A 22,675-nucleotide genomic window follows, 5' to 3' on the forward strand; every position below is an offset into this window, starting at 1 on the left:
CAGTCAGGCATGGGCGGGGCGACGACGTTTCACACAGGAAGAGCTACAGGATGGCGAAAACGGCAGAACGGACGGACAAGGCACCGGCACCCGAAAAGGCCGCCGCCGCACCGCCGAAACCGCAAAGCCCCGCTCTGGTGTGGACGGTGCTCAACCACGTCTTGCTGCTGCCGCTGGCCGGCGCCTTCCTGCCGATGGTCTTGTTTCATGCCGGCGTGCAGGATGAGCGGGGGATGCTGGCCGCGGGTGTTCTGGCCGTACTTGTCGTGCTGACCCATGGCGCCTGCTGGCGTATGGCCGCAAGGGCCGGAGAGCGCGGGCTGGCCGGCGCCAATCTGGTGTTGGGGCTTCTCAGCCTTGCGGCCCTGGCGTTGCTGTCGACGCCTTCGCCGCTCGTTGCCGTCGTTCACATCGGAAAGCTCTTCATCTGAGGTCCGCCGGCGCATTGCTTGCGCCCGTTCCGGCCGCCCCCCATATGCGGGTCGACCATACCGGGAGATTGAGACGATGAAATCCTTCCTGCGGGCCGCCGTTCTCGCCCTTGCAAGCGCCGCGGCCCTGGCGCAGCCGGCCCTGTCGGCCGACGAGCCGGACCTGATTTTCAAGAAGTCGACGGTCTGGAAGTTCCTGACGCCGGATCACAAGCTGGCCACGTATGCGGTGGACGACCCGCTGATCGACGGGGTGGCCTGCCACTTCACGGTGCCGGAAAAGGGGGGCGTTTCGGGCTGGCTGGGCGTTGCGGAGGAAGTCTCCGACATCTCGCTCGCCTGCCGGCAGGTGGGGCCGGTGACCTTCAAGGCGAAGTTCGAGCAGGGCGAGGAAATGTTCCGCCAGCGCCGATCCTTCCTGTTCAAGAAGATGCGGATCGTGCGGGGCTGCGACACCAAGCGGAACGTACTGGTCTATCTCGTCTATTCCGACAAGATCATCGAGGGCAGCCCGAAGAACTCGACCTCGACGGTGCCGATCATGCCCTGGGGCGAGGCGGATGCCCCGCGCTGCGCGGACTGGCTGGACGACTGACCGTCGCTGTCATGCGAAAGGGGAAAACGCGCGGCGCTACCAGGTGCCGCGCTGCCCGTCAGCCGGCGCTGCTGGTCTCCAGCCGGTTGGTGGCCCGGGCCATCGTCTCGGGCGGGCAGAAGTGCTTCTGCAGCAGAGACAGGACGTCCTGCGCGACTTCGCTGTCGAGGCTGTAATAGATCGTCGTGCCCTCGCGGCGCGTGCGCACCAGCCCCTGGGCCCGGAGCAGGGCGAGTTGCTGTGAGACGGTCGGCATGCGCATGCCGGTAAGTTCGGCGAGCTGCCCGACATTGGTTTCGCCGTTGGCCATATGGCACAGCAGCATGAGGCGCGGGGCGGAGGCGAGCATCTTGAGAAAGCTCGCCGCGTCCTCGGCCTTTTCCTGAAGCGCGTCGATCATTTCCATCCTTACCGAAGGCCCTGGGTACCGCAGGCGGTCCAGATCCCGCAACTGCCGACCCACCGGCCTCGAGCTACAGCAGCGACGCCCTCCTGCCGGAAGGGCTTTGACCGCCTGCAATTCGAAGTCGCGGCATTAAAGTGGAACAATTCAATCCGCGCAAGATATCAGCGATTGCTAAAAGGCGAACTATGAGCCTGAGAGTTAAGATTACAGCTGATTTCGCCGCTTCTGCACACCGACTGTGCATTGAACGCCAGCGCGCTGTGGCTGCGGGCTCCGAAATCCGTGGCGAAAACGAATCCCGCAACGGGAGCCAGCATCAAGGCGCCGAACAGGGAGGCGGCGACAAGCTGGCGGATGAGGGCGCCGCGGCGGGTGATGGAGGTCGGGAAGATCGTCTGCATGGCACTGGCTCCGATACGCTGGGCCTTGAACTGTGCCGATCATGCAATGGCGCGGCTGAACCCGTGCTGAGGCGCCCTTTTATGTGCCGTTCACAATGGTAAAGGCGCCGCCCCTTGCGTGGCGGCGCCTTCCTGTGTGAGCGAGCGGGACGGGCGATCCGTCCGTCAGAGATTGGCGGGCCGCAACTGGGCGATCGCCTTGGCCAGCACCTTGTCGCGGTCGTAGATGTCGCGGCGGAAGTGGACCGAGCCGTCCTTGTTCACCCAGGCGGTCAGGTAGGTGAGATGGACGGGCAGCGGCTTGGACAGCTTGATCACCCGGCGTTCGCGGCTGTTGCGCACCGCCTCCAGCTTGTCCTTGGTCCAGCCGTCCGGGCCGAGCAGCGCCTGGCCGAGGTCGAACGGGTCCTCGGCGCGGATGCAGCCATGGCTGAACGAGCGCTGGGCCCGGTCGAACAGCGACTTCGACGGCGTGTCGTGGATGTAGATGTTGAACTTGTTCGGGAACATGAACTTGATGCGGCCGAGCGCATTGCCCTCGCCGGGGTCCTGTCGCAGCGTGAAGGGGAAGCTGGCGCGGCTGTAGGAGCCCCAGGCGACCGACCAGGGATCGATCTCGCGGTTGCCGGAGAAGACGCGGATGTTCTTCGCCAGCAGGGAGCCGGGATCGCGCTGGAGCATCGGCAGGTACTCCGTCGTGGCGATGGAGTAGGGCACCGTCCAGTAGGGGTTCACCTCAGCATAGGTCATCTCGTCGGAAAAGACCGGGGTGGCATGGTACGGCTTGCCGACGACCACGCGGGTCGTGTGTACGGTCTTGTCGTTCTCAACGACCTTGAGGTTCTGGTCGGCCAGGTTGACGAAGACGTAGCGGGAGCCGAGATCGTCGGGCATCCAGCGCCGGCGCTCCATGTTGAGCTCCATCTGGTCGATGCGCCTGGAGATCGGCACGTTGATCTCGGCGAGCGTGTTCTTGCCGATGACGCCGTCCACCTCCAGGCCGTGGCGCTCCTGGAAGAGCTTCACCGCCTCGACGAGCGCGCCGTCATAGACGTCGCCCGCATGGCTGCCGGGGGTGAAGAGATCCTGCTCGGCCAGACGGGTGCGCAGCGCTTCTGCGCGTGTGTCGGTCATGCCCGGCTTCAGGGTCTCGCCTTCGGGAACGACGGTAAAGCCGCCGGCGGCCTCCTTGGCGCGGTAGTCGGCAAGCGCCGTCTTCAGCCTTGCATAGTTGGGCGTGTTGGGAGAGAGCCCCTCGATGGCGGAGGCGAAATCCTCGGACGTGTCGACGAATTCCAGCAGCATTGCCGGATCCGGCGCCTTGGGGAAGAGGTTGAGCGAGCGGTTGACCTCGTTGGGCTTCACCCGGCCGGCCGTGAGATGGTTGGCATAGGTGACGAACGTGTTGGAGATCGCGACCTCCAGCTCCGCGAGGCTGTCGATATCGGTGGCTGTGCTGGCCAGCTGGCGCAGTCGGTCGGGAGCATAATCGGCAGGGTCGAGCGCGTGGTCGCCGGCCTTCTCGAAGGCGCCGAGCAGCAGTTCGCCATGGGGGTTGAGGCCCTGGTCGCTGACCCACAGGGGCTGGAACACGCGGTTCTCGTAGTAGCCCTGGATCCCGAGCTCGAGCTCTTCCTCGCTGCCGGCATTGGCCGACGCGTCGAGCATCACGGTCGTGTTGACCGACAGCTCGCGGGCAATCGCCATGGCGAGCGGATCGGTCGGCAGGTGCGCTTCGCCCACCTGGACGCTGCCCGTAGGAGCGCTTTCCACCGGCAGGGCGGACTGGGCAAACGCCGGCACCGCAGTGCCGGACAGCAGCACAGCAAGGGCGAGCGCCGGGGCCGCGCTGGCGAGACGCCCGAGCGCAACCGGCCTGAACCGGGTCTTACAGGCGAAAGAGCTCATGATTTCCTCCCACAAATGTCCTCCATCATACGGTGGAGCCGCAGCCCTAATATGACGGAGTCTCCTCAAGGCCAGTGTGATGCAGGACACGCCGCGGACGCCAGCGAAAAGCCGCTGCGAAGCGCGGCAAACCGCCTTTTGGCGCTTGACCGGGCCAGGCAAACGGGTCAGAACACTTGCCATGTGCACGGCCCATCGGAAGACCATTTCGATTCTCATTATTTGCAGCTAGCGACAAAGCTGGCTGTGGCCGTTCCCCTCATGCGTGAAGCTCTCCGGCAAGGGAGATGAGACGGACGCCCCGGCCAGCCGGCCAGGAGACGACCGATCATGCTTCCCGCTCATCGATTGAAACTGACCAACACGCTGACTCGGGCGAAGGAAGACTTCGAGCCGGAGGACGCCGGGAACGTGCGCATGTATGTGTGCGGACCGACGGTCTATGACTATGCCCATATCGGCAATGCCCGGCCCGTCGTCGTGTTCGACGTGCTGTTCCGCCTGCTGCGCCATCTCTACGGGCAGGCCCATGTCACCTATGTGCGCAACATCACCGACGTGGACGACAAGATCAACGCGCGGGCCCTGCGCGACTATCCCGACCTCCCGCTCAACGATGCGATCGCCAGGGTAACGGGCAAGACCGCTGATCAGTTCCATGCGGACGTGAAGGCGCTGGGCTGCCTGTCGCCTACGCACGAGCCGCGCGCGACTGCCCATATCAGCGGAATGATCGAGATGATCGGCACGCTGATCGCCAAGGGCCATGCCTACGAGGCGGAAGGCGAGGTGCTGTTCGATACCGGCTCGATGCCGGCTTACGGCGAATTGTCCAAGCGCAATCTGGAAGACCAGAAGGCCGGCGCGCGGATCGCGGTCGATGCCCACAAGAAGAACCCCGGCGACTTCGTGCTGTGGAAGCTCTCGTCCGAGGACGAGCCGGGCTGGGACAGCCCGTGGGGACGCGGGCGCCCGGGCTGGCATATCGAGTGCTCGGTGATGAGCGCCCATCACCTGGGCCCCGTCTTCGACATCCATGGCGGCGGGCTTGATCTTATCTTCCCGCATCACGAGAACGAGATCGCCCAGTCCTGCTGCGCGCACGGCACCAAGCTGATGGCGCGCTACTGGCTGCACAACGGCTTCCTGCAGGTGGAAGGCGAGAAGATGTCGAAATCGCTCGGCAACTTCATCACCCTGCATGACCTGCTGGAGACCGAGAAGGTGGGCGGTCGTCGCTGGCCGGGGATGGCCATTCGGCTCGTCCTCCTGATGACGCAGTATCGCCAGCCGCTCGACTTCACCGAAAAGGCCCTGGAAGAGGCGGAAGGGCTGCTGCAGCGTTGGGACGATCTGATCAACCGTGCCGGCGTCCAGCCTGCAGCAGGCGCTGAGCCCCCGGAAGCGCTGGTGGAGGCGCTGTGCGACGACCTCAACACGCCGCGGGCCATTGCCGCTCTTCACGGCCTCGCGCGCGAGGCCCGCAGCGGCGATACCGCAGCTGCCCAGGCCCTTGCCGATGCGCTGGGCTTCCTCGGCTTCGACCTTGCCGAAATTCGCGCTGCCGTCGAGGCGGTTCAGGAAGCGGCTGCCGATCCCGAACTGGTGGCGAAGGTGGATGCCCGCATCGCCGAGCGTCTTGCCTTCATCGAGGCGAAGGACTGGGGAGAGGCCGACCGCATCCGCGCAGAGCTGGCGGATGCCGGCGTCGTGCTGAAGGACGGCAAGGACCCCGCAACCGGCAAGCGCGTGACGACCTGGGAGCTGACGCAATGACTGAGAGCAACGCAGTGAAGACCGGCGGGTGCCAGTGCGGGGCGATCCGCTTCCGTGTCGAGGGCGCGCTGGGCAATGCCTCGATCTGCCATTGCCGCATGTGCCAGAAGGCCTTCGGCGGGTTCTATGCGCCCTTGGTCGCGATCGAGCGCCCGCAGCTGACATGGACGCGCGGCGAGCCGGCGCATTTTCGCTCCTCCAACCATGTCACCCGCGGCTTCTGCCCGTCCTGCGGGACGCCGCTCACCTATGAGGAGCCGGGCGACAAGCTGGCGCTGGCCATCGGTGCATTCGACCATCCGGAAGAGATCTCCCCGACCATCCAGTACGGCGTGGAGGCGAAGCTTCCCTATGTCGACGCGGTGTCGTCGCTGCCCAAGCGCGACACGATGGACGACCTCGAGGCGGCTTCGTTCCTAGCTTCCATCCGCTCCAACCAGCACCCCGACCAGGAGACGGAGAGCTGGCCGCCCGATGAGTGGCCGCAGGACGCCTGGTCGAACGCTCCTTCTCACCTGCCGCGCAAGAAGACCTGACCGGCACAGCCGGATCCCATCCACGAACGACCGGCCGCAAAGGCCGGCGACCCCAAGGACCAGACCATGACACGCGAACGCCTCTACCTGTTCGACACGACGCTGCGCGATGGAGCGCAGACGGCCGGCATCGACTTCTCGGTGGAGGAGAAGATCGTGATTGCGGAGCTGCTGGACCGGCTGGGTGTCGACTACGTGGAAGGCGGCTATCCGGGCGCCAATCCGACCGACACGGCCTTCTTCGAGGCGAAGCGGACGACGGCGGCGACCTTCACCGCCTTCGGCATGACCAAGCGGGCAGGGCGCTCGGCCGCCAATGATCCGGGGCTGCAGATGATCCTGGGCTCGGCGGCGGAGGCGGTGTGCCTCGTCGCCAAGAGCTGGGACTACCACGTGCGCGTGGCGCTGGGCTGCACCAACGAGGAGAACCTCGACTCGATCCGCGACAGCGTCGAGGCGGTGGTGGCGAGCGGCCGAGAGGCAATGATCGACTGCGAGCACTTCTTCGACGGCTACAAGGCCAACCCCGCCTACGCACTGGCCTGCGCGAAGACCGCCTATGAGGCGGGCGCGCGCTGGGTGGTGCTGTGCGACACCAATGGCGGCACGCTGCCCTCGGAGATCATGGAGATCGTCGGAGCAGTCACCGCGCATGTGCCCGGCGCGCGTCTGGGCATTCACGCGCATGACGATACCGGGCACGCGGTCGCCAACTCGCTGGCGGCCGTTGCGGCCGGCGTGCGCCAGGTCCAAGGCACGCTCAACGGCATCGGCGAGCGCTGCGGCAATGCCAACCTGGTGACGCTCGTGCCGACCCTGATGCTCAAGTCTCCCTACAAGGATCGGTTCGAGCTGGGCGTGAGCACAGAGGCGCTGGCCGACATCACCTCGATCTCGCGCGCCTTCGACGAGATCATCAACCGGTCACCGGACCGGCACGCGCCCTATGTCGGCGAGAACGCCTTCGCCACCAAGGCCGGCATCCATGCCTCGGCGATCCTGAAGGAGCCGGAGACTTATGAGCATGTGCCGCCGGAGACCGTCGGCAACCGGCGCCGGGTCCTGGTTTCCGACCAGGCCGGCAAGTCGAACCTGATCGGCGAGCTCGCGCGGCTCGGTATCGCCGTCGACAAGGCCGACCCGCGGCTCGATACGCTGCTGGCCGACGTCAAGGAGCGCGAAGCACAGGGCTATGCCTATGAGGCGGCGGATGCCTCGTTCGAGTTGCTGGCGCGCCGCAGGCTCGGCGAGGTGCCGCGCTATTTCGATGTGCATTCGTTCCGCGTGATGGTCGAGCGCCGCTTCAACGCCATCGGCGAGCTGGTCACGGTTTCCGAGGCGGTGGTGAAGATCGACATCGACGGCGAGACGCATATGTCGGTGGGCGAGGGCAACGGTCCTGTCAATGCGCTCGACACGGCCCTGCGCAAGGACCTGGGGCGCTACCAGTCGGTCGTCGACGAGATGGAGCTGACCGACTTCAAGGTGCGCATCCTCAACGGCGGCACGGATGCCGTCACGCGCGTATTGATCGAGAGCTACAACAAGAGGACGCACAAACGCTGGTTCACGATCGGCGTTTCGGGCAATATCGTCGATGCGTCATTTCAGGCGCTCATCGATTCCCACACCTACACGCTGCTGAAGGCCGGGCTCTGACGGGCAGCCTCGCAGCCCAGCGGACCACGCGACCATGACCTCCCAACCGACAGCCGCGGCGGCCGACGCCGAGCGGCGCCTCGGCCTTGCCTTCGCCCTCTCGGCTTTCCTGCTCTGGGGCTTCCTGCCGGCCTACTACAAGTGGACGTCGGCCATCCCGGCGGATCTGGTGGTTGCCCACCGGATCCTGTGGTCGGTGCTGTTCCTGGCGATTTTCCTGGGGCTGCGCGGCAAGCTCGGGGAGGTGGGAGCCATCCTGTGCGATCCCGCGACGCTGTCCAAGCTGGCGCTGTCGGCGACGGTGATCTCCATCAACTGGCTGGTGTTCATCTGGGCGGTGGAGCGCGGGCGTATTCTGGAAGTGAGCTTTGGCTATTTCGCCAATCCGCTGGTTTCGGTCGCCATCGGGCTCGTGGTGCTCAAGGAAACGCTGAGCCGCTGGCAGACGGTGGCAATCGTGCTGGCGAGCATCGCCGTTGCCGTGCAGGCAATGGCGCTTGGCGGGTTTCCCTGGGTCTCCGTCGCGCTGGCCTTCTCCTTTGGCGTCTACGGCTACGTGCGCAAGACGGTGGCGGTTGGCGCTTCGCCCGGACTGATGGTCGAGGCGATCGTGCTGGCGCCGTTTGCCCTGGCCTACCTGGTCTATGCCGGCGTTTCCGGCGGGAGCGCTGCAATGGCGGACGTGTGGCCGGTCGACCGGCCAGGCCTGTTCCTGCTGCTGCTGGGCACCGGTGTCGTGACGGCGGTGCCGCTGGCGCTGTTCGCCGCCGGCGCAAGGCGGCTGTCGCTGACGGCAGTGGGCCTGATGCAGTACATCGCGCCGAGCATCCAGTTTCTGCTGGCGCTCTATGTCTATGGTGAGGACGTGGAGCCGGTGCGGCTGGCGACCTTCGGTCTCATCTGGATCTCGCTGGCCATCTTCACCACCGACACGCTGGTCAGACACGAGCGCTCGCGCAGCTAGGCTCCCTGACTTGTTGTTCACAAGATCCGAAACGTTTTGCCGTTGCGTCACGCAAGGCTTTGAAATTCCTTAGAATTAAAACTTGACTCTATAAGTCATATTTTTAGGTTGCGGTTGCAAGGGCGCGCCGGGGGTACGGCGCGCCACCACAGCCAGCATGCCTTTGCAGACCTTCTGCTCGAGCCGCCAGCGACACAATCGCACGACAGGAGGCTTCAAGTGAGCAGATTTGGCGACCGCGGCAGGCAGGCCGCATTCGTGACCCTATGGCTGGCGGCGCTGACGGCCGCCCCCTTCACCGCATCGGCGCAGGACACGAGTACCAGCGAGGAGGGGGAGGCGACCTCCGGTCTGGCCACGATCCTCCGGCGCATCACGGTGCCTTGGGCGAATTTCGAAACTACCCCTTATCAGCGCAACGCGGCGGCGAGCTATACGAGCGGCGAAGTGCTGCAGGACAGGTTCGGTGGCGACGTCAACGAGGCGTTGCGCTCGAATGCCGGCACGTTCACGCGCCAGTCGTCCGACCAGCCCGGCATCACGCCGAATGTGCGTGGCCTGCAAGGCTTCGGGCGGGTGAACTCGACCATCGACGGGGTGCCGCAAACCTTCACGAACCTGTCGGGCCATGGTGGCACGTTCGACAACTTTGTCTATGTCGACCCGAACCTGGTGGCGGGCGTCGGCGTGACCCGCGGCCCGGTGACCGGAGCCGAGGGCATGGGCGCACTGGCCGGAGGGGTCAACTTCCGCACGCTGGAGCCCGAAGACGTTCTCAAGCCCGGCTCGACCTTCGGCGCGATGACCACCTGGCGCGCCGGCACCAACGATTACGGCTGGTCGGGCATGGCGGCGGGCGCGGCCCGGGCCGCGTTCGGCGAAGGCGATATCAGTGTGGTTGGGGCCTACAGTCTTTCCGAGGCCGGCCACTACGACAATGGCGATGGTCGGAAGGTGCCGTTCGACCCCTCGCAGATGCCGAAGTCGGGCCTGTTCAAGGTCGCCGTGGCACCCAATTCCAGCCACCGCGTAAAGCTTGGCGGGCGCTGGTACTCCAACTCATTCTACGTCCAGAGCGGGGGCTACGACTGGGCAATCGACAACCAGACCTACACGGCGAATTACGAGTTCACGCCCGACAGCGACTGGTTCGACCTGAGGGCCAACGCCTATCACAACATCACCGATCTTGCCTTCGAAGGGGCTGGGGGCGTCTTCGCCGGCCGGCGCGGCAAGCAGACCGGAACCGGTTTCGACCTTGCCAACACCAGCCGGGCTGATTTCGGAGCGGTGGGGCTGAAGCTCCATTACGGCTTTGCCTTCTCGCATGACGACTATGAGGGCAACGACCAGCGCGGCGCCAATCCCGACGGAACGCTGGTGAAAACCGGCACCTTCGCCGAGGCGACGGCCTCCTACGGCATCTTCGACCTGACGCTGGGCCTGCGCTACGACACCTGGGACCTCGACGGCGTACGCGGCTACACCGCGCCGGGACGAGGAGGTTGCCCGGCCGGCGGGCCGGCATGTCCGGCGGAGCTTGCCTCGCGGGGCGGAGAGGAGTGGAACCCGCGCATCGGGTTGGCCGCGCGGGCGACCGACTGGCTGCAGCTCTATGCGAGCTATGGGCGCAGCTACCGTGCGCCGACGGCATCCGAGATGTTCTATCCCGGCGGGCACAACTTCAACGGCGTCGGGGATCCGATTGCCGGCAATCTCGACTTGGTGCCGGAAAAGATGTGGGGGCTCGACATCGGTGCCAACATCACTGCGGACAACCTTGCCGTCCAGGGGGACAAGCTGCGGCTGAAGCTCGGCTATTTCGACAATCGCATCGAGGATTTCATCACCTATGGGCTCGACCGCAAGCCGGGCGAGAGCCGGGCGGTGCAGCGCTGGGTCAACCTGGCAGGCACCACGCGGATGAACGGTTTCGAGATCGAGGGCAGCTACGACGCGGGCTTCGCCTATGCCAATGTCGCGGTCACGATCGCCGATACAAAGCAGCCCCTGCCGTATTTCGCCGGGATCGGCAACGATGTCGGACGCCTGCCGGACGACTACGCTACTGTCGACATCGGCGCGCGGTTCCTGGACCGGAAACTCACGTTCGGCGGACGCATGCACTATGTCGGCGACAGCGTGCAGGCATTTGTGGACGAGCAGAATTCGCTTCCGATCGACAGCTATGTCCTGTTCGACCTCTACAGCTCGTGGCAGTTCAGCGAACACGGAAAGCTCTTTGCGTCGGTGGAGAATGTGGGGGACCTGTCCTACATGGCGGCGAATGCCGGATTTGCCGAAGCCTATTCGGGGGTGGCGACGGGACGTGGACGCACCTTCACCGTGGGAGCGAGCCTGAAGTTCTGATCTTCCCGGCCTGCAAACCAGAGCCAAGAGCAGGGCGCTCCCGCAAGGGGGCGCCCTTTTTCGTTGCGAAGAGAAAAAGAAAAGCCGTGTCCTCGCTTGCCGGCTGGCGGCCTGCGGATTAGAACCCATCCATCGGTAAATTACGATGAATGGATATTCCATGCGTGACCGAACCGCTGTGCGGCTCCGCGACGAGCCGGCCCGCCCGCTTGCTGCCGCCATCGACAGCGAGCGGCTCGCCCGCATCTTCAAGGCCCTGTCGCATCCGGTGCGGGTGGAGATCGTCTCCTCGCTTGCCGCCTGTTCGGGCGCTGTCTGCGGCGACATCGTTCGCGGTCTGCCGCTGGCGCAGTCCACCGTCTCCCAGCATCTCGCCATCCTGCGCGAGGCGGGCCTGATCGAGGCGGAGGAGAATGGCCGCTGCTGCCACTATCGCCTTACGGCAGGCGCGCGGGCGCTGGTCGAGGGTGCCGCCGCCGAGCTTTTTGCCGCGACATGCTGCGGCGAGGTATCGGGGCAGGCGAGCGCGCCACGCATGGATGTCTGTCGAAAGGACACGGAATGACCAGCCGTCGCTCAGGCGTACCCGGCCCCGCGCCCCGCATATCGGCGGACGAGGTCTCGACTTTCCGCACCCTCGGCCAGTTGTGGCCGTATATCTGGCCGTCCGACCGTCCGGACCTCAAGGCCCGGGTCGGCCTTGCCGTTCTGGCACTCGTCGTGGCGAAGATCGTCACGGTGCTCTCTCCCTATTTCTTCAAATGGGCGACGGATGCGCTGACCGTTCAGCAGGGCGATGCGTCGGCTGCCGGTGGCACGCTCGGTCTCGACGTGCTGCCCGCCTGGCTGGTGGCGCCGGTGATGCTGGTCATCGCCTACAATGTCGCGCGGGTGCTGTTCGTCGGCTTCAACCAGCTGCGCGACGCGCTGTTCGCCCGTGTCGGCCAACATGCGGTGCGCCAACTCGCGTTCCTGACCTTCCGCCACCTGCATGCGTTGTCGCTGCGGTTTCATCTGGCCCGGCGTACCGGCGGCCTGTCGCGGGTGATCGAGCGCGGCGTGAAGGGCATTGAGAACATCGTCCGCTTCACGATCCTCAACGGCATTCCGACGGTGATGGAATTCGGCGTGATGGCTGCGGTGATCTGGTACCAGTTCGGCTGGATCTACGTTGCCGTCGTTGCGGTCATGATCGTCGCCTACACCTGGTTCACAGTGCAGACCTCGAACTGGCGCATCACCATCCGCCGCGAGATGAACGACAATGACACCGAGGCGAATTCCAAGGCCATCGACAGCCTGCTGAACTTCGAGACGGTGAAGTATTTCGGCAACGAGCAGATGGAGGCGGAGCGCTTCGACCGCTCGATGGCCGGCTACGAGCGCGCAGCCACCCGCACCTGGACGTCGCTGGCATGGCTCAACTTCGGCCAGGCGGTGATCCTGGGCGTCGCCACGGCGATCTGCATGGTGATGTCGGCCCGCGCGGTGATGGCCGGCACCCAGACGTTGGGCGATTTCGTGATGATCAACGCGCTGCTGCTGCAGCTGTCGATCCCGCTGAACTTCATCGGCTTCCTCTACCGCGAGATCCGGCAGGGGCTCACCGATCTGGAGGCGATGTTCCAGCTGCTCGGCCAGCCGGCCGAGATCACCGACCGGCCGGGCGCCGCGCCGCTTGCCGTTCAAGGCGGCACCGTGCGCTTCGAGGACGTCACCTTCCACTACGATGCCGACCGGCCGATTCTTCGGGGCATTGCCTTCGAGGTCCCGGCCGGGCGCACGGTCGCCATCGTCGGGCCGTCGGGGGCCGGCAAGTCGACCATTTCGCGGCTGCTGTTCCGCTTCTACGACGTGACGGGCGGACGCATCACCATCGATGGGCAGGACGTGCGGGGCGTCACGCAGGAGAGCCTGCGCCGGGCGACCGGCATGGTTCCGCAGGACACGGTCCTGTTCAACGACACGGTCGCTTACAACATCCGCTACGGCCGCCCCGAGGCAACCGAGGCGGAGGTGCACGAGGCTGCCCGCATGGCCCAGATCGCCGACTTCATCGCGGCGCTGCCGGAAGGCTACCGCACCGAGGTGGGCGAGCGCGGACTGAAGCTGTCGGGCGGCGAGAAGCAGCGCGTGGCCATCGCCCGCACGATCCTGAAGGCGCCGCCGATCCTGATCCTCGACGAGGCGACCTCGGCGCTGGACACCCATACGGAACGGGAAATCCAGGCGGCGCTCGACCAGGTCTCGCGCAACCGTACGACCCTGGTGATCGCCCACCGTCTGTCGACCGTCGTCAATGCGGACGAGATCCTGGTGCTGGAAAAGGGCCGCATCGTCGAGCGCGGCCGGCATCCGGAGCTGTTGGCGAAGGGCGGGCTCTACGCGTCCATGTGGGCGCGCCAGCAGGAGGCGAGCGAGGCGGAGGAACGGCTGCGGGCTGCCACTGCCGATGGTGAAGGCTTCGTGATGCGCGGGCCGCGTGCCGGCGAGGACGTGCCTGCGGAATAGGAGGCGAAAGCCGCCTTGCCTGAGGCATGGTGCCGCCATGGATTGATTTTGCGACCCGCTCCGGTGCAAAAGGGGCGGGTTCGCCTTGTCTGCGGAACCTTTCGTTCCGCAGCCGGCCGTCATAAACGGAACCATCCATGTCGCTGACCGATACGATCACCAAGACCTTCGTCCCCATCCACCGTGAGGGCTGGCCCTTCGTTGCCGGAGCCGGTGCGGCGACGCTGATCGTCGGGTGGTTCGTCGACCCGCTGTTCTGGATCGGTCTGATCCTGACCGCATGGGTCGCCTATTTCTTCCGCGACCCGCAGCGCGTGACGCCCATCGACGACGATCTGATCGTTTCGCCCGCCGACGGAACGGTCTGTCAGGTCGGGCAGGCGGTGCCGCCGCGGGAGCTGGAGCTCGGCAGCGAACCGATGATGCGCGTCTGCATCTTCATGAATGTCTTCAACTGCCACGTGAACCGCGCGCCGTTCGGCGGCCGCATCACCCGCGTTGCCTATCGCGCCGGCAGCTTCCTCAACGCCGAATCCGACAAGGCCAGCGAGGAGAACGAGCGCAACGGCCTCGTCATCGAGAGCGGTGAAACCCGCATCGGCGTGGTGCAGATCGCCGGCCTTGTGGCGCGGCGTATCGTCTGCTTCGTGCGCGAGGGCGAGAATATCGGGGCGGGCGAGCGCTTCGGCCTGATCCGCTTCGGCTCGCGGCTCGACGTCTATCTGCCGGACGAGGCCAGCGTGAAGGTCGCCGTCGGCCAGACGATGATTGCGGGCGAGACCGTGGTCGCGGAACTCGGCGGCGAGACGCGCGGCAGCGTGCTCACACGCATCAGCTGATCGGCAGGAACGGATGACCGGACCCTTTGCCCCCTACGACCCAGGCCCCACGCGCCGCCGGCGCGGCCGTGCCCCGCGTTTTCGCCGGGTGCCGCTGCGCTTGATCTTGCCGAACCTGGTGACGCTGCTGGCGCTGTGCTCCGGCCTTACGGCAATCCGCATGGCGCTGGAGGCGCGTTGGGACTATGCGATCGGCGCCATCGTCATCGCGGCGGTGCTGGACGCGTTGGACGGACGGGTCGCGCGGCTGCTCAAGGGCACGTCGAAATTCGGCGCGGAACTCGATTCCCTCGCCGACTTCGTGAACTTCGGCGTGGCGCCGGCACTGATCCTCTATTCCTGGCTGCTGCAGGAAGTGCGGTCCATCGGCTGGATCGCGGCGCTGATCTTCGCGATTTCGGCAGCGCTCAGGCTTGCCCGCTTCAACGTGTCGATCGACGATCCGAACAAACCCGCCTGGGCCGTGAACTTCTTCACGGGCGTACCGGCCCCGGCCGGCGCATTGAGCGTGCTGTTCCCGGTCTATCTCGAGTTCGTCGGCATTCTGCCGCACTGGCCGGAACTGGCGCCCGCTGTCGCGGTCTATGTGGTGGCGATCGCCTTGCTGATGGTCAGCCGATTGCCGACCTTCTCGGGCAAGAAGCTGGGCACGCGCGTACGCCGCGATCTCGTGCTGCCGCTCTTCGTTGCAGCGGTGTTCCTGGTGGCGCTGCTGGCGAGCTACCCGTTCGAAGTTCTGGCGGTCGGGGCTGCCGGCTACCTGGTCTCGATTCCCTTCGCCTGGCACTGGTACCAGCGCTATCGCAAGGCGGATCCGGTATCGGACGACACGGATGAAGACGGCCTGGCGGCCGAGGACGAGGAAACCGATCTCGACCACCTGAGCGAGGACGACAAGGATGACGCGCCGTAGTCCGCGGCCTCCGGCTTCCTGGCAGAGCGTATAGGTTCAAGAAAAAAGCCCTGCGTCGTGGACGCAGGGCTTTTTCGTTTCTAGCCGTCCGGGAGACCCGTGACGGCGTTACGACGACACCTGTACGAAGTCGCGCAGCTCCTTCGACGGGAAGTCGAAAAGCTTGCCGTTGGCCGTGTTGGCCGGCGCCACGAAGTCGAGCAGGGACGCTGCCACCTCGGACGGATGCGGCAGGGTCTGCGGGTCCTCGCCCGGCATCGCCTCGGCCCGCATCGCGGTGCGCGTTGCGCCGGGATTGACCAGCATGCCGGTGATCGGCGTTTGCGCTGTCTCGGCGACATAGGTGCGCACCAGGGCCTCCAGGGCGGCCTTCGACACGGAGTACGGGCCCCAGAAGGCCTTGCACTTGTGGGCGGCACCGGAGGACAGGAACAGCACGCGGCCGGCGTCCGACTGGCGCAGCAGCGGATCGAGCGAGCGGATCAGGCGCCAGTTGGCGGTGACGTTGATCGCCATCACCTTGTCCCAGGTGCGCGGGGAGACATGCCCCAGCGGCGACAGGCCGCCCAGAATGCCGGCATTGCCGATCAGGACGTCGAGCTTGCCCCACCGCTCGAAGATGGCCGCGCCGAGCCGGTCGAGGGCGTCGTAGTCCGTCAGGTCGGCGGGAACGAGCGTTGCCTGGCCACCTTCCGAACGGATCTCGTCGTCGAGCTCCTCCAGGCCGCCGACCGTGCGGGCGAGCGCAATCACGTGCGCTCCCTCGGCGGCCAGTGCCTTGGCGGTGAAATAGCCGATACCACGGGAGGCGCCGGTAACGACGGCAACCCGTCCCTCGAAGCGTTTGGTCATGTTCTGTCCGTTATCCTACTTCGACGAGGCGCGGCAGGTGCGTGACATCTCCGTCCTCAGCCATGTCGGTGAGCGGCGTCGGATAATCGCCGGTGAAGCAATGGTCGGTGAACTGCGGCGCCTCGTTGTTGCGCCCCTCGTAGCCGATGGCCTTGTAGATGCCGTCGACCGAAAGGAAGGCGAGGCTGTCCGCGCCGATATAGTTGCGCATCTCATCGAGGCTGTACTTGGCCGCCAGCAGCTTCTCGCGCACCGGCGTGTCGATGCCGTAATAGTCGGAGAAGCGGATCGGCGGGGAGGCGAGGCGGAAGTGCACCTCGCGGGCGCCGGCATCGCGGATCATCTGTACGATCTTCAGCGACGTGGTTCCGCGCACCAGGCTGTCGTCGACCAACACCACGCGCTTGCCCTCGATCTGGGCACGGTTGGCGGAGTGCTTCAGCTTCACGCCGAGGGTGCGGATCTGCTGGGTCGGCTCGATGAAGGTGCGGCCCACATAGTGGTTCCGGATGATGCCGAGCTCGAAGGGGATGCCGGACGCATGGGCAAAGCCGAGCGCTGCCGGAACACCGGAATCGGGTACCGGAACGATGACATCCGCCTCGACCGGCGTTTCCAGCGCGAGCTGGCGGCCGAACTCCTTGCGCACGTCGTAGACGCTGCGCCCGCCGAGGATCGAATCCGGGCGGGAGAAGTAGATGTACTCGAAGATGCAGGGGCGGGCAGGGCGACGACCGAAGGGGAAGAAGCTTTCGATGCCGCCGGGGGTGCAGACCACCACTTCGCCGTTCTCCACTTCGCGGATGAACTTGGCGCCGATGATGTCGAGCGCGCAGGTCTCCGAGGCGAAGATCGGGGCGCCGTTGAGGTCGCCGAGGACGAGCGGGCGGATGCCGTAGGGGTCGCGCGCGCCGATCAGCTTCTTGCGGGTCAGGGCGACCAGCGAATAGGCGCCCTCCATCTGGGTGATGGCGTCGATGAAGCGGTCGACGATCTTGTCCTTGCGCGAGCGCGCCACCAGCTGGAGTACCACCTCCGAATCCGAAGTGGACTGGCAGATGGCGCCTTCCTTGATGAGCTTGCGGCGCAGGGTCATCGCGTTGGTGAAGTGGCCGTTGTGACACACGGCGATGCCGCCGCCGTCGAGCTCGGCAAAGAGCGGCTGGACGTTGCGCAGGATCGTCTCGCCGGAGGTCGAGTAGCGCACGTGGCCGATGGCGTAGGGACCGCTCAGCCGGCGGATCGTCTCGGCGTCGGAAAAGTGGTCGCCGACGAGGCCGAGATGCCGCTCGGAGCGGAACTGGTTGCCGTCGAATGTGACGATGCCGGCGGCTTCCTGGCCGCGGTGCTGCAGGGCGTGAAGGCCGAGCGCGGTGATCGCAGCGGCGTCGTCATGGCCAAGAACGCCGAACACGCCGCATTCCTCGTGGAGGCGGTCGCCTTCGATTTCCTCGCGCCAGAAGTCCCTGGCGGCTGCGTCGCGGTCGGAACCGTGGCTGTCTGCGTGATGGGGGGCGGTGTGATTATCGGCGTAGGCCATGGCCTTGGCTCCTGGTTGCCCGCAGGCGGCGGAGGCGTCCGCCGGACGGGCCTTCAAAACGCACCAGGGACGGCACCGCAGGGCGGTCCGTCCGTGGCACAGGGGAATTCAGTCACATGATGCGGTCCGTTTAGCGGACGTGCCTTAGTTGGTGGACGACCCCGAGGTCGTCAACTGCTCGATCCCGCGACGCTCGCTGTCGGTATAGCCCTGCTCCTCGCCGGCCGGTGCCGGTGTGGCGGGCGTTTCCGTCGTGCCGGCAGGGGCGCTGTCGGAGCGATTGCGGATGCGGTTGAGGATTGTGTTTTCCGGGCTCTCCGGAAGGGCGTTGACCAGCCGGTTGCCGATCGAGTCGATCACGGGCTTGGACTTGGCCGTGGCGATCCAGGCAGGCTGGTCCTGCGGCACGAACCAGTTGAAGAACATCATCGCGACGACGACCAGCAGAAGGCCGCGCAGGGCGCCGAAAACGAAGCCGAGCGTGCGGTCGAGCGCGCCGATGCGGCTGTCGAGCACGAAGTCGGAAATGCGCATCGTGATGTAGCTGACGATGATCAGCGTCACCAGGAAGACGGCGGCCGCGGCAACGCCTAGGGCAACGTTGTCGTTGTTGATGTACTGGCGCACGAAGGGAACGACATGGCCATGCAGGTAGAAGGCGGCTACGGCAGCCGCGATCCAGGAGGCGATGGACAGGACTTCGCGGACGAAGCCGCGGATCATGGCCAGAACGGCCGACAGGAGCATGATGACGAGAAGGATTCCGTCGAGAAGCGTGATCGGCATCGCTCGGCCTGGTCCCTGATCGCGTCGCAAGACGCCCTGTCGACCCAGTTCTCCGCGTGGGTCGGGCGCGGTGTTCATTGCCTTGCCCGGCGCGTGCAGCGATCGGGCGCTGCCGGCCGCCAGATCCGTCCGGGCCCCTAGTCCCGCTCGGATGCGCCTGCGGAGCTTGCCGCCACCTGGGCGACCAGATCCGTCAGCTCGCTCAGCCCCGTCACCTGCCCACCGTCGTTCGCGCCGTCTCCGGCGTTCGATTCCGGCACGAAGGCCGAGGTGAAACCGAGCTTGCGGGCTTCCTTGAGACGGCTTTGAGCCTGAGAGACCGCTCGGACCGCCCCCGAGAGGCTGACCTCGCCGAAATAGACGCAATCGGCGGGAAGGGCAACCCCGCTGAGAGACGAGACGAGAGCGGCAGCAACGGCAAGGTCCGCGGCCGTCTCGTTGACCCTCAAGCCGCCGGCGACGTTGAGGTAGACATCGTTCTGCGCAAAGCGCACGCCGCAGCGGGCCTCCAGCACCGCAAGGATCATCGAAAGGCGGGCGCTGTCCCAGCCGATGACCGCCCTGCGCGGGGTGCCGAGAGGCGAGGGCGCGACCAGCGCCTGGATCTCGATTAGCAGCGGGCGCGTGCCCTCCAGCCCTGCGAAGACGGCCGATCCCGGCGTGCGGCCCGAGCGCTCGCCGAGGAAAAGCGCAGACGGATTGGCCACTTCGGCCAGCCCCTTGTCGGTCATCTCGAAGACGCCGATCTCGTCCGTCGCGCCGAAGCGGTTCTTGACCGACCGCAGGATGCGATACTGGTGTGCGCCGTCGCCCTCGAAATAGAGAACGGCATCGACCATGTGCTCCACCACGCGCGGGCCGGCGATCTGGCCGTCCTTGGTGACATGGCCGACGAGAATCACCGTGGCGCCGCTCGACTTGGCGTAGCGCACCAGGGCCTGCGCGGAAGCGCGGACCTGGGTGACGGTGCCGGGCGTGGACTCGACCATCTCCGACCACAGGGTCTGGATCGAATCGATGATGACGAGGGCCGGCGGCGGGCCGTCCGTCAGGGTGGCGAGGATGTCCTCGACGCTGGTCTCCGCCGCAAGGCCGACGGGGGCGTCGGACAGGCCTAGGCGCATGGCGCGCAGGCGCACCTGATCGATCGCTTCCTCGCCGGAAATATAGATCGCGCGGTGGCCGAGCCTGGCGATGCGGGCGGCGGCCTGAATCAGCAGCGTCGACTTGCCGATGCCCGGATCGCCGCCGACGAGCAAGGCCGAGCCGCGCACGAATCCGCCGCCGGTGACGCGGTCGAGCTCGCCGACCCGTGTCTCGATGCGTGGAGGCGTGTCGCTTTCGCCTGCAAGGCCGACCAGGGGCACCACGCGTCCGCGCTTGCGTCCGGCGGCCGTGGGCGAGCCGCCGACCCCGCCGCCGCTGCGTTCCTCGACCAGGGTGTTCCACTCGCCGCAGCTGTCGCAGCGGCCGGCCCATTTGGACGCGACCGCGCCGCAGGACTGGCAGACGTAGTTTGTGCCGCGCTTGGCCATCAGGGCCGCTCCCCGCCATCCGAGGGCGCGCCGACATAACGGTGGGCGAAGCGGTGGCCGAGAGACGTCAGCAGTTCGTAGCCGATGGTACCGGCACGGCTGGCAGTCTCGTCGACGGAGACGTTGCGGCCGAACAGCTCCACGAAGGCGCCCCGCACGGCAATGTCTTCCGGCACGTCGCTGATATCGAAGGCGCTCATGTCCATGGAAACGCGACCGAGGGCCGGCAGGCGATGGCCGGCGAGCCAGGCTTCCGCACCTGCTTTGCTGTCTGTGGAGCCGGCCGCGCGCAGGAACCCGTCGGCATAGCCGGCCGCGACCATGGCAACGCGCATGTCGCGCGGTGCGGTGAAGGTCGCGCCGTAGCCGATGGGCGCGCCCTTGGGCAGCGTGTGGACCTGGAGGATCCGCACCTCGAGTGTGACGACGGGATCGAGCCGGCTCTCCTCCATCGCCGAGGCCTGGCCGCCATAAAGGGCAATGCCCGGCCGCGCGAGCTCGAAATGGAAGTCCGGACCGAGGAAGATGCCGGCGGAGTTGGCGAGCGAGCGCGGCACGCCGGGGAACAGGTCCGCAAGCGCCCGGAAGCGCGCCAGCTGGACCTGATTCATCCGGTCGCCCGGCGCGTCGGCGCAGGCCAGATGCGACATGATCAGCGATAGCTCGAGGGGAGTGTTCTGCGCCAGCGAAGCCGCTTCCTCCGCCGTCAGACCGAGGCGGCTGATGCCGGTGTCGACATGAAGCGCTGCGGGCAGCGGCGCGCCGGCATTGCGCCAGTCGGCAATCTCGTCCGGCGAGCCGAGGCAGGGGCGCAGTCCGTTGGCGGCGTAAAAGCCGGCTGCACCCGGATAGAGCCCGTTGAGAATGTAGACCGTGGCATCCGGCAGGTGGCGACGCACGGCCGCGCCTTCCTGCGGCGTTGCAACGAAATAGGTCCGGCAGCCGGCGGCCCAGAGCGCCTGCAGGCACGGCGCATCGCCCAGCCCGTAGCAGTCGGCCTTCACCGCCGCACCGCATGCGGCGCCCTCCGCCATCAGGCCGGCTAGGCGCTGCCAGTTCGCTGCAAGAGCAGCAAGGTCTACGGTGATGCGGCCGTTGTCGATGAGAGGCGTGGCGCTGGCGCCGGAGTGGTTATCGATCACATCCCTGGTCCAGGCTCTGGCCGCGTCATTGCGGCTCGGGGAATCGGTCCGGGTCGGCGAGGTCGGAGAATCGGGTGAACTCGCCCTGGAAGTGCAGGTTCACAGTACCGGTCGGGCCGTGACGCTGCTTGGCGATGATCACTTCGGCCCGGTTGCGCACCCTGTCAAGCTTCTCCTCCCACTTGACGTACTCCTCGGTGCCTTCCTCGGGCATGGTCTTGCCGAGATAATACTCCTCGCGGAACACGAACATCACCACGTCGGCGTCCTGCTCGATCGAGCCGGATTCGCGAAGGTCCGAGAGGATGGGACGCTTGTCGTCGCGCGATTCTACCTGACGCGACAGCTGGGACAGCGCGATGATCGGGACGTTCAGCTCCTTGGCCAGCGCCTTGAGGCCGGTGGTGATCTCGGTGATCTCCTGCACGCGGTTGCCGCTGTTCTTCTGCGAGCCGGTGAGCAGCTGGATGTAGTCGACGATCAGCAGGTCGAGGCCGCGCTGGCGCTTGAGCCGGCGGGCACGGGCGACCAGCTGGGCGATGGAGATGCCACCGGTCTGGTCCACGTGCAGCGGAACCAGCTGCATGGTCTGGGCCGCGGCGGCGAGCTTTTCGAAGTCGTGCTCGGAAATGTCGCCGCGGCGGATCTTCGAAGACGAGATTTCCGTCTGCTCGGAAATGATACGCGTTGCCAGCTGCTCGGCCGACATTTCCAGCGAGAAGAAGCCGACGACGCCGCCGTTGACGGTCTTCATCGTGCCGTCGGGCTGCTCCTCGGCCATGTAGGCCTCGGCGACATTGTAGGCGATGTTGGTGGCGAGCGAGGTCTTGCCCATGGCGGGACGGCCGGCAAGCACGATGAGATCCGACGGCTGCAGGCCGCCCATCAGGCCGTCGAGATCGCGCAATCCGCTGGCGATGCCCGACAGCGCGCCTTCGCGCTGATAGGCGGCGGCGGCCATTTCGATGGTCGCGGTCAGCGCGTCGCCGAAGGAGACGAATCCGGTGTCGGTGCGGCCCTTTTCCGCCAGTTCGAACAGGCGGCGCTCGGCATCGTCGATCTGCGCCGTCGGCGGCATGTCGATCGGCGCGTCGAAGGCGATGTTGACCATGTCCTCGCCGATGCGGATCAAGGTCCGGCGGATCGCGAGGTCGTAGATCGCGCGGCCATAGTCCTCGGCGTTGATGACCGAGGCGGCGTCCGCTGCGAGCCGGAGGATATACTGCGCGGCCGACATGTCGGCGATGCGGGCATCCTGCGGGAAGAAGGTCTTGAGCGTGATCGGCGAGGCGACCTTGCCGGCGCGGATCAGCTGGCCGGCCTTCTCGTAAATCTCCCGGTGGGGAGCGATGAAGAAGTGCTCGGGCTCGAGAAAGTCGGAGACGCGGTAATAGGTCTCGTTGTTGACGATGATCGCGCCCAGCAGCTGACGCTCGGCCTCCGCATTATGCGGGGCGACGCGCATCGCCGCGGCGGTTGTGTCGTTCGCCGGAACAGGACCCTTCATTCTC

The 22,675-nt window shown here is 66.2% G+C and carries 20 protein-coding genes; 11 read left to right on the forward strand and 9 right to left on the reverse strand.

Going from position 1 to position 22,675, the window contains the following annotated elements:
• Positions 1-50: 50 nt before the first annotated feature.
• Positions 51-431, forward strand: coding sequence for a hypothetical protein (locus tag ACVJ6E_RS07815; RefSeq protein ID WP_120267763.1), 381 nt, complete (start codon positions 51-53; stop codon positions 429-431).
• 76 nt (positions 432-507) lie between these two features.
• Entirely contained in the window at positions 508-1,026 is a 519-nt protein-coding gene (locus tag ACVJ6E_RS07820) for a CreA family protein (RefSeq protein ID WP_120267764.1), read from the forward strand.
• Between the two features lie 58 nt (positions 1,027-1,084).
• Here ACVJ6E_RS07820 and ACVJ6E_RS07825 read toward each other — a convergent pair whose 3' ends face one another.
• From ACVJ6E_RS07825 to ACVJ6E_RS07835, 3 genes are all read right to left on the reverse strand, one after another.
• Positions 1,085-1,426: an ArsR/SmtB family transcription factor gene (locus ACVJ6E_RS07825; protein WP_208996629.1), complete on the reverse strand. Its 342-nt coding sequence runs from the start codon at positions 1,424-1,426 to the stop codon at positions 1,085-1,087.
• 167 nt (positions 1,427-1,593) lie between these two features.
• Positions 1,594-1,833 carry a hypothetical protein gene (locus ACVJ6E_RS07830; RefSeq protein ID WP_120267766.1) on the reverse strand — a complete coding sequence of 80 codons (240 nt, stop codon included), beginning with the start codon at positions 1,831-1,833 and terminating at the stop codon, positions 1,594-1,596.
• Positions 1,834-1,998: 165 nt separating this feature from the next.
• Positions 1,999-3,741 (reverse strand): L,D-transpeptidase scaffold domain-containing protein, encoded by a 1,743-nt coding sequence (locus tag ACVJ6E_RS07835; protein WP_208996630.1) that lies wholly within the window; start codon positions 3,739-3,741, stop codon positions 1,999-2,001.
• A 330-nt stretch (positions 3,742-4,071) separates the two neighbouring features.
• Here ACVJ6E_RS07835 and cysS point away from each other — a divergent pair, with 330 nt between their 5' ends.
• From cysS to pssA, 9 genes are all read left to right on the forward strand, one after another.
• The gene (cysS, locus tag ACVJ6E_RS07840; RefSeq protein WP_120267767.1) at positions 4,072-5,517 is read left to right on the forward strand and encodes a cysteine--tRNA ligase; all 1,446 of its coding nucleotides are present in this window, start codon (positions 4,072-4,074) and stop codon (positions 5,515-5,517) included.
• On the forward strand, positions 5,514-6,053 hold the full coding sequence (locus tag ACVJ6E_RS07845; protein ID WP_120267768.1) for a GFA family protein: 540 nt from the start codon (positions 5,514-5,516) through the stop codon (positions 6,051-6,053). The genes cysS and ACVJ6E_RS07845 overlap by 4 nt, the downstream gene beginning before the upstream one ends.
• 66 nt (positions 6,054-6,119) lie before the next feature.
• Positions 6,120-7,712 carry a citramalate synthase gene (gene cimA / locus ACVJ6E_RS07850; RefSeq protein ID WP_120267769.1) on the forward strand — a complete coding sequence of 531 codons (1,593 nt, stop codon included), beginning with the start codon at positions 6,120-6,122 and terminating at the stop codon, positions 7,710-7,712.
• A 34-nt stretch (positions 7,713-7,746) separates the two neighbouring features.
• The gene (gene rarD / locus ACVJ6E_RS07855; protein ID WP_120267770.1) at positions 7,747-8,676 is read left to right on the forward strand and encodes an EamA family transporter RarD; all 930 of its coding nucleotides are present in this window, start codon (positions 7,747-7,749) and stop codon (positions 8,674-8,676) included.
• Positions 8,677-8,895: 219 nt separating this feature from the next.
• Positions 8,896-11,046, forward strand: coding sequence for a TonB-dependent receptor domain-containing protein (locus ACVJ6E_RS07860; RefSeq protein ID WP_199681009.1), 2,151 nt, complete (start codon positions 8,896-8,898; stop codon positions 11,044-11,046).
• Positions 11,047-11,206: 160 nt separating this feature from the next.
• Complete coding sequence (locus ACVJ6E_RS07865) at positions 11,207-11,611, forward strand: metalloregulator ArsR/SmtB family transcription factor (RefSeq protein WP_120267771.1); 405 nt, start codon at positions 11,207-11,209, stop codon at positions 11,609-11,611.
• Positions 11,608-13,557 (forward strand): ABC transporter ATP-binding protein/permease, encoded by a 1,950-nt coding sequence (locus ACVJ6E_RS07870; protein ID WP_120267772.1) that lies wholly within the window; start codon positions 11,608-11,610, stop codon positions 13,555-13,557. The genes ACVJ6E_RS07865 and ACVJ6E_RS07870 overlap by 4 nt, the downstream gene beginning before the upstream one ends.
• A gap of 137 nt (positions 13,558-13,694) precedes the next feature.
• Positions 13,695-14,396, forward strand: a complete 702-nt coding sequence (locus ACVJ6E_RS07875; RefSeq protein ID WP_120267773.1) for a phosphatidylserine decarboxylase — start codon at positions 13,695-13,697, stop codon at positions 14,394-14,396.
• A 13-nt stretch (positions 14,397-14,409) separates the two neighbouring features.
• Positions 14,410-15,309 carry a CDP-diacylglycerol--serine O-phosphatidyltransferase gene (pssA, locus tag ACVJ6E_RS07880; protein ID WP_120267774.1) on the forward strand — a complete coding sequence of 300 codons (900 nt, stop codon included), beginning with the start codon at positions 14,410-14,412 and terminating at the stop codon, positions 15,307-15,309.
• Between the two features lie 108 nt (positions 15,310-15,417).
• Here the strand turns inward: pssA and ACVJ6E_RS07885 are convergent, their stop codons facing one another.
• From ACVJ6E_RS07885 to ACVJ6E_RS07910, 6 genes are all read right to left on the reverse strand, one after another.
• A complete protein-coding gene (locus ACVJ6E_RS07885) occupies positions 15,418-16,161 on the reverse strand; it encodes an SDR family NAD(P)-dependent oxidoreductase (RefSeq protein ID WP_120267775.1) in 744 nt (247 codons plus the stop codon).
• A gap of 10 nt (positions 16,162-16,171) precedes the next feature.
• Entirely contained in the window at positions 16,172-17,701 is a 1,530-nt protein-coding gene (purF, locus tag ACVJ6E_RS07890) for an amidophosphoribosyltransferase (RefSeq protein ID WP_120267776.1), read from the reverse strand.
• Between the two features lie 144 nt (positions 17,702-17,845).
• Positions 17,846-18,487, reverse strand: a complete 642-nt coding sequence (locus ACVJ6E_RS07895; protein ID WP_120267777.1) for a CvpA family protein — start codon at positions 18,485-18,487, stop codon at positions 17,846-17,848.
• A gap of 137 nt (positions 18,488-18,624) precedes the next feature.
• Complete coding sequence (gene radA, locus ACVJ6E_RS07900) at positions 18,625-20,022, reverse strand: DNA repair protein RadA (RefSeq protein WP_120267778.1); 1,398 nt, start codon at positions 20,020-20,022, stop codon at positions 18,625-18,627.
• Positions 20,022-21,164, reverse strand: a complete 1,143-nt coding sequence (alr, locus tag ACVJ6E_RS07905; RefSeq protein ID WP_208996631.1) for an alanine racemase — start codon at positions 21,162-21,164, stop codon at positions 20,022-20,024. Before alr ends, radA begins: the two co-directional genes overlap by 1 nt.
• 25 nt (positions 21,165-21,189) lie before the next feature.
• Positions 21,190-22,671, reverse strand: coding sequence for a replicative DNA helicase (locus ACVJ6E_RS07910; RefSeq protein WP_120267779.1), 1,482 nt, complete (start codon positions 22,669-22,671; stop codon positions 21,190-21,192).
• Positions 22,672-22,675: the final 4 nt, after the last annotated feature.

It is taken from the genome of Stappia sp. G46H5W, assembly GCF_058448995.1.

Excerpts from the sequence above, each read along its gene's own strand:
- ACVJ6E_RS07815 (WP_120267763.1), top strand. The coding sequence starts at position 51 with ATGGCGAAAACGGCAGAACGGACGGACAAGGCACCGGCACCCGAAAAG.
- ACVJ6E_RS07820 (WP_120267764.1), top strand. The coding sequence starts at position 508 with ATGAAATCCTTCCTGCGGGCCGCCGTTCTCGCCCTTGCAAGCGCCGCG.
- ACVJ6E_RS07825 (WP_208996629.1), bottom strand. The coding sequence starts at position 1,426 with ATGATCGACGCGCTTCAGGAAAAGGCCGAGGACGCGGCGAGCTTTCTC.
- ACVJ6E_RS07830 (WP_120267766.1), bottom strand. The coding sequence starts at position 1,833 with ATGCAGACGATCTTCCCGACCTCCATCACCCGCCGCGGCGCCCTCATC.
- ACVJ6E_RS07835 (WP_208996630.1), bottom strand. The coding sequence starts at position 3,741 with ATGAGCTCTTTCGCCTGTAAGACCCGGTTCAGGCCGGTTGCGCTCGGG.
- cysS (WP_120267767.1), top strand. The coding sequence starts at position 4,072 with ATGCTTCCCGCTCATCGATTGAAACTGACCAACACGCTGACTCGGGCG.
- ACVJ6E_RS07845 (WP_120267768.1), top strand. The coding sequence starts at position 5,514 with ATGACTGAGAGCAACGCAGTGAAGACCGGCGGGTGCCAGTGCGGGGCG.
- cimA (WP_120267769.1), top strand. The coding sequence starts at position 6,120 with ATGACACGCGAACGCCTCTACCTGTTCGACACGACGCTGCGCGATGGA.
- rarD (WP_120267770.1), top strand. The coding sequence starts at position 7,747 with ATGACCTCCCAACCGACAGCCGCGGCGGCCGACGCCGAGCGGCGCCTC.
- ACVJ6E_RS07865 (WP_120267771.1), top strand. The coding sequence starts at position 11,207 with ATGCGTGACCGAACCGCTGTGCGGCTCCGCGACGAGCCGGCCCGCCCG.
- ACVJ6E_RS07870 (WP_120267772.1), top strand. The coding sequence starts at position 11,608 with ATGACCAGCCGTCGCTCAGGCGTACCCGGCCCCGCGCCCCGCATATCG.
- ACVJ6E_RS07875 (WP_120267773.1), top strand. The coding sequence starts at position 13,695 with ATGTCGCTGACCGATACGATCACCAAGACCTTCGTCCCCATCCACCGT.
- pssA (WP_120267774.1), top strand. The coding sequence starts at position 14,410 with ATGACCGGACCCTTTGCCCCCTACGACCCAGGCCCCACGCGCCGCCGG.
- ACVJ6E_RS07885 (WP_120267775.1), bottom strand. The coding sequence starts at position 16,161 with ATGACCAAACGCTTCGAGGGACGGGTTGCCGTCGTTACCGGCGCCTCC.
- purF (WP_120267776.1), bottom strand. The coding sequence starts at position 17,701 with ATGGCCTACGCCGATAATCACACCGCCCCCCATCACGCAGACAGCCAC.
- ACVJ6E_RS07895 (WP_120267777.1), bottom strand. The coding sequence starts at position 18,487 with ATGCCGATCACGCTTCTCGACGGAATCCTTCTCGTCATCATGCTCCTG.
- radA (WP_120267778.1), bottom strand. The coding sequence starts at position 20,022 with ATGGCCAAGCGCGGCACAAACTACGTCTGCCAGTCCTGCGGCGCGGTC.
- ACVJ6E_RS07910 (WP_120267779.1), bottom strand. The coding sequence starts at position 22,671 with ATGAAGGGTCCTGTTCCGGCGAACGACACAACCGCCGCGGCGATGCGC.